Below are 10,632 nucleotides of genomic sequence, written 5' to 3' on the forward strand. Positions count from 1 at the left end.
CGGGTGGCCGAAGCACAGCATGCCGCGGTGCGCGGCTGGGGTGATCGCCTGCCGCCATCGCGGCCAGACGGTCCCGAACGCGGGCATCGTCTCCTCGACCGCCCACGCGCCGAGCCGCTCGCCTACCGCGGCGTCCAGCTCGGGCAGGGTGAGCTCGATACCGGCGAGCGACGCACCCACCGCGGCGATCACCTCTTCGACCTGACCGCGGTCGAGGCGCACCCCGTCCGCCTGACGCGAGATCCCGCCGTCGACCGCGCTCAACGCACCTGCCCACAGGTGCAGGTCCGCCGAGGGCAGCAGATGCACGGTCCCACGCGGGCCGTAGGTGCGCACGAGCTCGCGGCGCTCCCAGAGAGCCTCCTGCACGTCGGCGCGCGTGACTCCACGCAGGCGGCGCGCGATCGAGTGCTGCGCGGCTGACTGCACCTGGGCGTGCGCGCCGCACATCGCGCGCACGGCGTCCACGATGGCATCGGCCCCACCGAGTGGTGCGAGCAGGCCTTGGTGACCCATCCGTCGTCGGGCGATCTCGCTCATCGCGACGATTCTGCCGGGTGGGAAGGGCTCAGGCGATCGGAACCCGATCGCCCGCGTAGTGCCGGATCGCGGCGAGGATCTCGTCGCGGCCCGGCTGGACGGCCGGACCACCCACGGACAGCCCCTGCTGGATCACGGACGGCCAGCTCGTGGCGTCGGACTCCACGCCGTCACGCCCGGGCGCGGAGTCGGGCTTCGGCTTGATCGTGATCCGCCATCCCTGCCCGACCTCGGACACCCACACGCCCGAGACCGCCTCCCACGGAAGCACGATCACACCGACCGGGGTCATCGCCTGCACGCCGCGGGCGGACAGCCGCCAGGGCTGTGTCAGCCCCGCCGACGTCCCTCGGAGGTAGCAGGCGAAGCCGATCAGCGCCGTCACGACGGCCAGCAGCGCCGACCAGACCCAGGTGAAGTACCCCGCCGGCGCGTCCAGGGCGGCGAAAGCGCGCACCGCCAACAGGAGCGCCACCCAGATCACCCCGGCCAGTGCCAGCATCGCCCAGAAGGTGCGGCGGCTACGGCTGTTGTCGTGACGGACCACGAGCTCGTCAGGAGTCATGTGAGCGGGTTCCATGGCGTCCTCTCAGACGATCGGGGCGCGACCCTGCGAGTAGTGCTGCACGGCGGGGAAGATGGTCTCGAAGCCGGGCACGAGGCCATGTGCTGCGAGCTGCAGGCCCCGCTTCCGGTACCGCGGCCAGTGCGCGGGGTCCGCCTCCACGCCGTTCTGGCCCGGCGTGGCCTGCGGGTGCAGCATGAACGAGATCAGTTGCTGGCCGAGCACCGCCTTCTGCCGCACCTCGGTGACGGCCTCCCACGGCACCCGCACGGTTCCCTGCTGGCCGTGGACCTCCACGCCCCAGCCGTCGAGAGTGAGTGGCCGGGTGATCGCCAGTCGCCCACCCCAGAGGTAGCACTGCAGGCCGATCTGCAGGATCGGCCCGATCGCGATCACGATGAAGACCCAGACGAAGTGCCGTACCCCCTCCAGGTCGAGGGATCCGATCACCCCGATCATCACGAGCGACAGTGCCACCAGCACGCTGTTGAGGATCAGCAACAGGTGGAACCGGCTTCGCAGCGCTGCGTTGTCGGAGCGGACCACGAGCTCGGGAGGCGCGGCTGCTGGCTGCATGACAGGTCACCATGCCAGCACCCAGCTAGCCCTGTCACGTCGCACCGACGGGCACCACTGCCCGCCGAGATCAGCTGGCGGCGCGCTCGTGAACGCCGTTCGCGTCGATGTCGTAGACCTTCTCGCCCACCCGCAGCCCGACCAGGCGCGCGTCCGGGTCGACGGCGTCCAGGCACCCCTGCGCCGTCACGGTCCCGTCCAGCGCGACCTCGACACCGAACACCCCGGAGACCACCAGCTCACTGAACGAGCCTGCCGAGGAGCAGGCCCAGTCCAGCAGGTAGGGCCACTGCGGCGGCGACTTCCGCGCGCCGCCCTCGATCGGCTCCGCCGCCTCCTCCACGAAATGCCCCTGCCCGGGCGGGCCCTGGTTCGCGCTCCGCGCGAGCCCCGGAAGCCAGTCGGCGACGACGGCGGCGCCACCCAGGGCGATCGCCGCACGTCCGGCATCGGGCGCCCAGGCGGGATACGCGCCGTTCCACTGGTGGTCGGCGCGCAGCGAGTAGCCGGCATCGGCGTCGAGCGGGGACAGCGCCCGCAGCCACGACGGCGAACGCAGCTCCGCGTCGAAGAACGTCACCATCTCGGAGCGGACCTCCTCGGGCAGGTCATCGGCGATCGTGGTCCCGACGGTCGCGAAGTCGTAGCAGTGCCGCGTCGGCTCGAGCGACCCGTCCGGCTGACGGGTGTGGAAGATACCGGCACCAGGAATGTAGAGCTCCTGCACGAGTCGGACCACCTCATCGGCCTCGGCCCGCAGCGATGCCGCCTCGTCGGCGGACCCACCCTCGAGCTCCACCAGCTCGGCCGCGACCCGCATGCACCACGCGTTCGCCGCGTTGAGGCTCGCGATCTCGTGCGTGTAGCTCGAGACGCACTCAAGCAGGTTGTCGATGCCGCCGTAGTCGGCGAGCCCGCTGGGCCGACGCAGCCGGTGCCACGCTCGCGCCCACGAACGCACGTGGTCACCCAGGCGCCGCGCGTTGCCCTCGGCGTCGGTGAACACCTCGTCCAGGAACGCACGGTCCTGCGTGAACGCCACGTAGTCGCGCACCAGCCGTGTCATCGCATAGTGGTTGACCGAGTACCAGTACCCCACCGACCTGCCCGTGAGCCATTCGGTGCCGAAGTGGTGGTCGATGTCCAGACTCACCCAGTGCGCGATCTGCGTACGCATCTGCTCCGGGTCCATCAGCGCGTGCGTCTGCGAGGACAGCGAGTAGTCCCAGATGAAGGTGGTCGTCGCCCAGTATCGCGGCATCAGGGTGTCGTACGAACGGCCGAGCACCGACGCCGGGTTGTCGCGCATGAACCACAGCGTGCCCATCGCACCCCAGTGGTAGAGGGTGCGGAACGCCTCGTTGCTGGTCTCTATCTGCGGGATCGCGCCGGACAGCGCACCTGAGCCGTCGAACAGGCCTGCCAGCGCCGCGTCCCACGCGACCTCGGCCGCCGCCACGGCAGCGCCCAGGTCGTCGCCCACACGCCCGACGGCGTCGCTCGCCTCGGTCTCGGTGCTCGCGATGGCATGCACGTACCCGAGCTCGACCGACTCCCCTGCTCCCAGGGCGACCTCGACCTCGACGACCCGCGGGCCGCCGTCGAGCACGGTCGCGCCGGACGGAGCGACGAGGCGCTGGACGCTGACCGCGGGCTCGTCGCCGTCGCGGAGCTGGATCCCGAACGAGGACCGGCTGACCTCGGAGTCGGCGACCGGCCGACCGATCACGGTCAGCCCGTCGCGCACGAGCTCGTTCGGTGCCTGCGGCAGCTCGGCGCTCGCCCAGCGCGCACGGCTGGTCACGGTCGAGGCGAGCCACAGGCCGAACCGCAGCGTACGGGCATCGCCGCTGTTGGTGACGACCACCTGCACGGCGGCCGCAGGCTCCCCCGGCGGGCACACGGTGGTGGTCTCGATTCGCCAGCCGTCGATGTCGGTGCTGCGCTCCACCCGGTCCGGGCGCCAGGTGACATCGACCGGCCGCCCGTACGACCGGGCCAGCCGGCCGCCCAGGTAGAGCTGGCCGGTGATCGTGTCGCCCTGCCCCACCGGGGGGACGTTGAGGCTGCGGATGGCCACGACATCGTGGTCCACCTGCGCGGTCGCCCAGTGGTTGGTCAGCCCGGGCGGGTTGATCATGTCGTCGAAGCGGTCGACGATCCGCGCCGAGGTGAAGTCGGCGCAGGTCGGGACGGTGGTCATTCTTCTCCTCGGAGGTGGTGGTCGAGCCAGAGGGCGAGCGCCGCGTCGTCGTACGCGCCGCCGCCCTCGTGACCGTTGTAGGGCCAGGTGGTGACATCGGGGGCCGGGTCCATCGCGTTGATGGCCGCGAAGATGCCCGACGGCGGGCAGATCAGGTCGCCGAGCCCAACCGTGACGCGGGTGGGGCAGGTGATCCACGGCACCAGGTGGGCGACGTCCACGTGGTCGAGCACCGCAAGCGCCTGTTCCGTACGGTCCCGGTGAGTCGCCAGGTAGCTGCCGAGCTCGGTGTACGGGCCCTCCGGGGTGGCCTCGACCGAGCGGGAGATGCCGCACAGGAACGGGGTGCGCGCGAAGGCGGTGGTGACGCCCAGGTGCAGCGCCGCTGCCGCGAGCGCCATCGCGCCGCCCTGGCTGTGCCCGACCACGGCGATCGGCTGGTCCGCGCCGCCCGGCAGCTGCGCCACCGCGTCGACCGCGCGCACGGCGTCGGTGAGCAGGCGGCGGTAGTACAGCGTCTCGGGGCTCTCGATCCCGCGGGTGAGCATCCCGGGAGCGGAGGCGCCGGCGCCGTGCGGGTCAGGGGTGTCGCCCGCGTTCCAGATCGCACCCTGGCCGCGGCTGTCGACCACGAGGTAGCCGTAGCCGTGCGCGGCCCACAGGATCCGCTCGTGCGGCAGCCCACGGCCGCCGCCGTAGCCGAGGAACTCGACGACCACGCCGCGGGCCTCCGGCGGCAGCAGCCACCAGGCGCGGATGGGGTCGCCGGCGAAGCCGGGGAACGTGACGTCATGGACCGTGAGCGTGCGCATCGGGTGGGCGAGCCGCTGCGCGACCACTTCCCCGCCAGCGGCGCGCGAGGTCGCGAGCGTCTCGTCCCAGAACCCGCGCAGACCGGCGGGGGCCGGGCGCGGATGTCGGTAGGTCCGCAGCTGCTCCAGCGGGAGGTCTACGAGCATGAAGGGCTACTTCTCCCAGTGCGCGTACGCGTCCTCGAGCGCCGGCGGGATGCCCGCGACGCTCGGGTCGGCGTAGGAGGTGTTCGGCAGCATCGGGTACCAGTCCGGCCGGCCCGGGTCGCGGTCGTAGGGGTAGCCGCCCAGGCGCTGGTAGCGCTCGGCAGCCTCGGCCACGGCACCGCGATCGAGCGTGACTCCCAGCCCGGGTCCCTCCGGCACGCTCATGCGCCCGTTCGTGTACGGCACCAGGCCGCCCTCGACGATGTCGTGCTCGAGGTGGTGGTAGTGCGCGTCGGCCGCGTAGACCAGGTTGGGCACCACCGCGCCGAGGTGCCGCATCGTGGCGAGCTGGATGCCGAGCTCGCCCGAGGAGTGCACCGCCACGCCCAGCGAGAACGCCTCGCAGATGCCGGCGGCCCGGATACAGGGCCGGATGCCGCCCCAGAAGGTGGTGTCGAGCAGGATCACATCCACCGCGGGGTCGCGCACGTTCGCGGCAAGCTGCTCAGGGTTGACCACCACCGTGTTCGTGGCGAGCGGGATCGCGGTGTTCTCCCGCACCTGACGCATCCCGGTCAGCGAGTAGACCGGGTCCTCGAGGTAGTCGTTGTTGAGGTCGGCGATGCGCTCTGCGAACCAGATCGACTCCCCCACGCTCAGCACGCCGTTGGGGTCGTAGCGGACCTTGTCCTCCGGCAGCGCCTCGGCGAGGGCGCGGAAGCACTCGAGCTCGTACGCCGGCGGGAACACGCCACCCTTCAACTTGTGCACGCGGAAGCCGTGCTCGGCCTTCAACCGCAGTGCCTCCGCCACCAGCTGGTCGGGTGTGCGGACCTCGCCACTGCCATCAGGCCCCGGGTACCGGAAGAACAGGTAGGAGGCGAACTCCACCTCGTCCCGCACACGGCCACCGAGCAGGTCGGTGACGCTCAACCCGGCGTGCTGGCCCACGATGTCGAGGCAGGCGAACTCCACCGCTGCCAGAAGCTGGGTGCGATTGTTGTACAGGCTCGCCGTCGGGTTCGCGATCATCCAGCGCAGCGACTCCACGCGCGCCGGGTCGTGACCCTTCAGGTACGGCAGCAGCGCCCGTACCGCACCCTCGGCGCTCTCGCCGCCGCCGCCGAGCTCACCGAGGCCGACGAGCCCGGTATCGGTCTCGATCTCCACGATCGTGCGGACGAACCGGCCCCAGTGGGTGCCGTTGGAGTGCCGCAGCGGCGCCTCCAGCGGGACCGTCACCGTGGTGGCGCGGATGTCGACGATCTTCATGCCGGTCCCGCTCACTTGCCATCCTCCTCGGGCAGCACGACGGCGTTGCCCGCCGTGAGACCCCCGTCGACCTTGACATCGGCGCCCGTCACGAACGACGCGCGCTCCGAGAGCAGGAACTCGATCATCTCGGCCACCTCGGCGGGCTGCGCGACGCGGCCCAGCGGGTGCGAGCGGCCCCACTCGGCCACCGTCTCCGCCACCTGCTCCGCGCCGCCGAACTCCGCCGCCGCCCACCGCAGCATGGGGGTGTCGACAGAACCAGGGCAGACGGCGTTGACGCGGATGCCCTCGTGCGCGTGGTCCACCGCCATCGCCCGCACCATCGAGTTGAGCGCGCCCTTGGTGGCCGCATAGGCGGCCACGCCCTGCTGGGCCACGTAAGCCTGCACGCTCGAGACGACCACGATCGATCCGCCTCCGTTCGCGCGCAGCATCGGCACGGCATGGTGGGCCGCGAGGAACACGCCGCGCACGTTGACAGTGAAGGTGCGGTCGAACGTGGCGATCGCACCGTCCGCGTCGACCGTCCCGTACGTCTGTATCCCGGCGGCACAGACGAGACCGCCGAGGCGGCCGCCGTCGTCGGCCACACGAGCGAAGGCTTCCGACACCGACTCAGGTGAGGCGAGATCCGCGACGAGCGGGACGCCGTCGGGAAGATCCTTCACGAGGCGCGTGAGCGCATCGCCATCACGGTCGAGCGCGTACACACGCGCACCGGTGGCAGCGACGCGACGGGCAGCGGCTTCACCGATGCCGGCCCCGGCGCCGGTGACCAACACCGGCGCAGGAGCCGTCGAGCTGACGGACATCGTTCTCCTTGGGTTCTAGAACTGGCCGAGCGAGAGCCCGCGCGTGAAGGCGCGCTGGGTCGCGAGGAACAGCACCACGGTGGGTAGCGAGACGAGCAGACCACCCGCGAGCACGGTCGACATCGCTGAGCCGCCGTAGGTGCTCTGCAGCGCAGACAACGCCGCGATCACCGGTCGCACCGTCTCGGACTGCGACAGCGTCAGTCCCAGCAGCAGGTCGTTCCAGATGAAGGTCGCCTGCAGGATGAAGATCGCCACGAGCGCCGGTGCGGACATCGGCAGGTAGATGCGCCAGAAGATCCGCCATGGTGAAGCGCCGTCCATCACCGCGGCCTCGAACACGTGGTGCGCGATGCCGCTGAAGAAGTTGCGCATCACGAACGCCGAGAACGGCACCGCGATCACCGTGTAGACGAGGATCATGCCGATCCTCGAGTTGTACAGGCCGGTCTGGGCGTAGCCGATGAACAGCGGCATGAGGATCATCTGCAGCGGGAAGATCGAGCTCGCGAAGATCAGCACGAACCAGAAGAAGCCGCGCCGCAGCCGAAACGCGACGATCGCGAAGCCTGCCGCAGCGCCGATGATGACCGCGAGTCCCGGGCCGGTGATGGCGTACAGGGCCGTGGAGAGCGTGCCGAGCGAGAGTCGGCCGCGGCCCCAGGCGTCGGCCATGTTGCTGAACAGGCCGGCGAAGTCGCCCGGCTGCCAGATCGAGTAGTTGCCGAACACCTCCGGACGCTTGGAGGCGTTCGCGAGCAGCAGGTACACGGGGACGAGCCAGATCACGCCCATCACGGCGAGCACCACCTGGCGCACCGCCACACCGGGGGTGAGTCGACGCCGTCGGGACGCAGGCGCAGGGAGAGTGGTCATCACATGCTCCGTTCCGGGGCGAGCTGACGCCGCAAGTACATGATCGACGCGACCACCGTGACCACGGTGAGGAACACCGCGACCGCGGCACCGAGACCGTAGTCGTTGGTGATGAAGGTCTCCTTGTACATCGTGAGCGCAAGCGTCTCGGAGACCCCACCGGGGCCACCTTTGGTCATACCCCACACGATGTCGAAGGTCTTCAACGAGCCGACGATGCTCAACCCCACCACCACCGTGGTGAGCGGTGCGAGCATCGGCCAGGTCATCGTGCGGAACAGCGTGAAGCCCGCGGCACCATCGACCTTCGCTGCCTCTAGCGGCTCCTTCGGGATCGACTGCAACCCGATGCCGAACAACAGCGCGTTGACGCCCGCACCCTGCCAGCTCGAGGCCACGATCATCACGAACGTGTTGAGTGGGGCATCGAGCAGCCAGCGTGGCGCGTCGACGCCGAAGACGCCGACGATCTGGCTGAGCGCACCGTTGGTCTGCAGCACGAACGACCAGATCACACCGACCGCCACACCTGAGAGCGCGTATGGGATGAGGAACGGCAACCGGAAGAACGTGGCGCCTGGCAGCCCGTGGCTGAGCACCGCGATCAACAGCCCGAGCCCCACCGGGAGCACGATCGTCCCGGCGACCCAGTACAGGGTGTTGAGGAGCGAGTTGAGCAGCCCCGGGTCGGAGAACATCCGGACGTAGTTGTCCAGGCCCACCCATTCGGGGTCACCGAGTCCGTTGTACTCCGTGAAGGAGATATAGGTCGTGTAGAGGAACGGGAGGTACAGCACGACGGCGGCGAGCAGCACCGCCGGCGCCACGAAGCCCGCCGAGGCCAGCGCGAAGCTGTTCTTGGGCTTGCGGTTCGGCAGCATCTCCGCGTGCCGGGCAGCCGGTGCGGTCATGACTCTCCTCGCGAGGTCGGGGGGCGGTTCAGGTGTGGGGTGGGTGGGCCGGGTGCACGTGTCGACCCACCCACCCCGGCATGGGGACGGGGCCGCTCCCCTGCCCGGGAGCGGCCCCGTGGTGCTACTGGTCGGCCCAGTACGCGTCAGCAGCAGCCTGGATCGCCTCCAGGTGCACCATCGGGTCACCGTTGTTCGTCACGAACGCGCCGAACTCCTCCGACGCGACTGTGTAGATCGGCACCGGCGTGGCCTCGAGCCAGCGCTTCTGGATCTGGAAGTCCGGGCCGGTCACCTGGCCGACCACGGCCGAGAGGGCCGGGTCCGGGGACTCGACGTTCGGGTTGAACGAGACGTCGCCGAAGGCCTCGGTCCACGCGTTCTGCGCATCCACGCCCATCCACCAGGCGCTGTAGTCGAGCGCCGCCTGCTCGTTGGCACTGCCGGCACCCACGCACAGCGGGCCGGTCTCGACGATCGCCTGCTGTGACTCGAGGTCGGGGTTGACGTTCGGAATCGCGAAGATCCCGTAGTCCTCGTCCGGGACCATGCCGAGCGCGTTGAGCTGGCCCGTGAAGAACGTGCCGAAGTTCGCCATCGCGACCTCACCGGTCTGCAGCAGGGTCTGCGGATCGGTGGTGACACCCGGGTCGATGAAGTAGCCGTCGGTCTGCATCTGGTGCCAGACATCCATCGCCTCGACGATCGCCGGGTCCGTGTAGGAGACGCTGCCATCCTGCAGGCCCACGTAGGCGTCGGGATCGGAACCCGCCACCACGGTCTGGAACCACACGAACTCGAAGATGAAGTTCATCTGGTGGAACGGCACCACACCGTTGTCGACCAGCGTCTGGGCGTTGGACATCAGCTCGTCCCACGTTGCCGGGACCTCGAGGCCGTTGTCTGCGTAGACCTGCTTGTTGTAGTACATCACCCAGTAGACGACGTTGAGCGGCACGCAGTACTGCTTGCCGTCGTAGGTGTAGTTCTCGATGAGCCCTTCCGGGACATCGCCGTTCGCCTCGGCCTCTGCCCACAGGTCGGTGGTCTCCGCCACGAGTCCGGCCTCGACGAGCTCCTCCAGCTGACCACCGGTGTGCCACGTGAAGATGTCGGGCTTGTCGTTGGTGCGGAACGCCTGCTTGATGAAGGCGTCATACGCGGCGGAGTCGGAGTAGCCCGTGAAGCTGAGGGTTGACTGGTCGGCACCCTCCGAGGCCTCGTTCATCACGTCGAACTGGGGCTCCCAGGCGGCCTTGTCGGTGAAGAACCCGAGCGCGGTGGGCTCGGCCTCGCCACCGTTCCCCTCACCACCGTTCCCGCCGCCACCGCCGCCGCCTCCGCAGGCGCCGAGCAGCAGCGCGGTCGCCGCTGCGGCTGCCACAAGTGTGGCCTTGGTCTTGTACTGCTTCATTTCATCGCACCTCTTCGTGTGGTGGTTGGTGGCCCGGCGTCAGCCGCCGGCCCGTGGTCGTTCAGGTGGTCAGTCGGTCGCGCCGCGCGAGCGGATCACGTCGGCGACGTGCTGCAGGTGCTCGGTCACGGCCGCGTGAGCACCGGCCGCGTCGCCGGCCACGATCAGGTCGCGGATGTGCGTGTGCTCCTCGAAGTCCTCGGCTGCGTCACCGTGCAGGGCGAGGATCGCGCGCTGGTCCTCGGCGTGCAGCAGCACCACCGAGTCGAGCACCTCCGCGAGGATCGCGTTGCCGGTGGCGGCGGCAATGGCCCGGTGGATGTCGAGGTTCGTACGCCACAGGATCTCGTCTCCTGCGGTGAGCTGAGCGCCCGCGGTCGCGAGCACCTCGTCGAGCCAGGCGAGGCCACGCTCGTCTCGGGTCTCCGCAGCGAGCCGCGCGATCTCGGGTTCCAGTGCGCGCCGAGCCTGCAGCAGCTCGACCAGCTGCTCCACGTCCGA

11 protein-coding genes are annotated in these 10,632 nt (G+C 69.9%); all 11 read right to left on the reverse strand.

Translation table 11 applies throughout. The features are described 5' to 3' along the window. Nucleotides 1–540, reverse strand: a 540-nt coding sequence (locus ACOJSN_RS20395) for a DNA glycosylase AlkZ-like family protein (RefSeq protein ID WP_420114313.1), incomplete at its 3' end; no start/stop codon positions are given. Between the two features lie 28 nt (nucleotides 541–568). Continuing rightward, on the reverse strand, nucleotides 569–1,105 hold the full coding sequence (locus ACOJSN_RS20400) for a hypothetical protein (RefSeq protein ID WP_420114314.1): 537 nt from the start codon (nucleotides 1,103–1,105) through the stop codon (nucleotides 569–571). A 24-nt stretch (nucleotides 1,106–1,129) separates the two neighbouring features. Continuing rightward, entirely contained in the window at nucleotides 1,130–1,681 is a 552-nt protein-coding gene (locus ACOJSN_RS20405; protein ID WP_420114315.1) for a hypothetical protein, read from the reverse strand. Between the two features lie 70 nt (nucleotides 1,682–1,751). After that, nucleotides 1,752–3,884, reverse strand: a complete 2,133-nt coding sequence (locus tag ACOJSN_RS20410) for a hypothetical protein (protein ID WP_420114316.1) — start codon at nucleotides 3,882–3,884, stop codon at nucleotides 1,752–1,754. Further along, nucleotides 3,881–4,843, reverse strand: a complete 963-nt coding sequence (locus tag ACOJSN_RS20415; protein WP_420114317.1) for an acetylxylan esterase — start codon at nucleotides 4,841–4,843, stop codon at nucleotides 3,881–3,883. The genes ACOJSN_RS20410 and ACOJSN_RS20415 overlap by 4 nt, the downstream gene beginning before the upstream one ends. A 6-nt stretch (nucleotides 4,844–4,849) precedes the next feature. Further along, nucleotides 4,850–6,130, reverse strand: a complete 1,281-nt coding sequence (locus tag ACOJSN_RS20420) for an enolase C-terminal domain-like protein (RefSeq protein WP_420114318.1) — start codon at nucleotides 6,128–6,130, stop codon at nucleotides 4,850–4,852. Beyond that, a complete protein-coding gene (locus ACOJSN_RS20425) occupies nucleotides 6,127–6,930 on the reverse strand; it encodes an SDR family NAD(P)-dependent oxidoreductase (RefSeq protein WP_420114319.1) in 804 nt (267 codons plus the stop codon). Before ACOJSN_RS20425 ends, ACOJSN_RS20420 begins: the two co-directional genes overlap by 4 nt. Before the next feature lie 15 nt (nucleotides 6,931–6,945). After that, nucleotides 6,946–7,806, reverse strand: coding sequence for a carbohydrate ABC transporter permease (locus ACOJSN_RS20430; RefSeq protein ID WP_420114320.1), 861 nt, complete (start codon nucleotides 7,804–7,806; stop codon nucleotides 6,946–6,948). Continuing rightward, nucleotides 7,806–8,717 (reverse strand): carbohydrate ABC transporter permease, encoded by a 912-nt coding sequence (locus ACOJSN_RS20435; RefSeq protein ID WP_420114321.1) that lies wholly within the window; start codon nucleotides 8,715–8,717, stop codon nucleotides 7,806–7,808. Before ACOJSN_RS20435 ends, ACOJSN_RS20430 begins: the two co-directional genes overlap by 1 nt. A 124-nt stretch (nucleotides 8,718–8,841) precedes the next feature. Then, on the reverse strand, nucleotides 8,842–10,131 hold the full coding sequence (locus tag ACOJSN_RS20440; protein ID WP_420114322.1) for an ABC transporter substrate-binding protein: 1,290 nt from the start codon (nucleotides 10,129–10,131) through the stop codon (nucleotides 8,842–8,844). A 69-nt stretch (nucleotides 10,132–10,200) separates the two neighbouring features. Next, the coding region (locus ACOJSN_RS20445; protein WP_420114323.1) for a FadR/GntR family transcriptional regulator at nucleotides 10,201–10,632 on the reverse strand (432 nt) is incomplete at its 5' end.

The sequence above is a fragment of the Pseudactinotalea sp. genome (genome assembly GCF_048594945.1).
Taxonomy (GTDB): Bacteria; Actinomycetota; Actinomycetes; order Actinomycetales; family Beutenbergiaceae; genus Pseudactinotalea.

What these genes read in the sequence shown, in the direction of transcription:
- ACOJSN_RS20430 (WP_420114320.1), bottom strand. Translation starts at nt 7,806, where the DNA reads ATGACCACTCTCCCTGCGCCTGCGTCCCGACGGCGTCGACTCACCCCC.
- ACOJSN_RS20415 (WP_420114317.1), bottom strand. Translation starts at nt 4,843, where the DNA reads ATGCTCGTAGACCTCCCGCTGGAGCAGCTGCGGACCTACCGACATCCG.
- ACOJSN_RS20410 (WP_420114316.1), bottom strand. Translation starts at nt 3,884, where the DNA reads ATGACCACCGTCCCGACCTGCGCCGACTTCACCTCGGCGCGGATCGTC.
- ACOJSN_RS20425 (WP_420114319.1), bottom strand. Translation starts at nt 6,930, where the DNA reads ATGTCCGTCAGCTCGACGGCTCCTGCGCCGGTGTTGGTCACCGGCGCC.
- ACOJSN_RS20435 (WP_420114321.1), bottom strand. Translation starts at nt 8,717, where the DNA reads ATGACCGCACCGGCTGCCCGGCACGCGGAGATGCTGCCGAACCGCAAG.
- ACOJSN_RS20440 (WP_420114322.1), bottom strand. Translation starts at nt 10,131, where the DNA reads ATGAAGCAGTACAAGACCAAGGCCACACTTGTGGCAGCCGCAGCGGCG.
- ACOJSN_RS20405 (WP_420114315.1), bottom strand. Translation starts at nt 1,681, where the DNA reads ATGCAGCCAGCAGCCGCGCCTCCCGAGCTCGTGGTCCGCTCCGACAAC.
- ACOJSN_RS20400 (WP_420114314.1), bottom strand. Translation starts at nt 1,105, where the DNA reads ATGACTCCTGACGAGCTCGTGGTCCGTCACGACAACAGCCGTAGCCGC.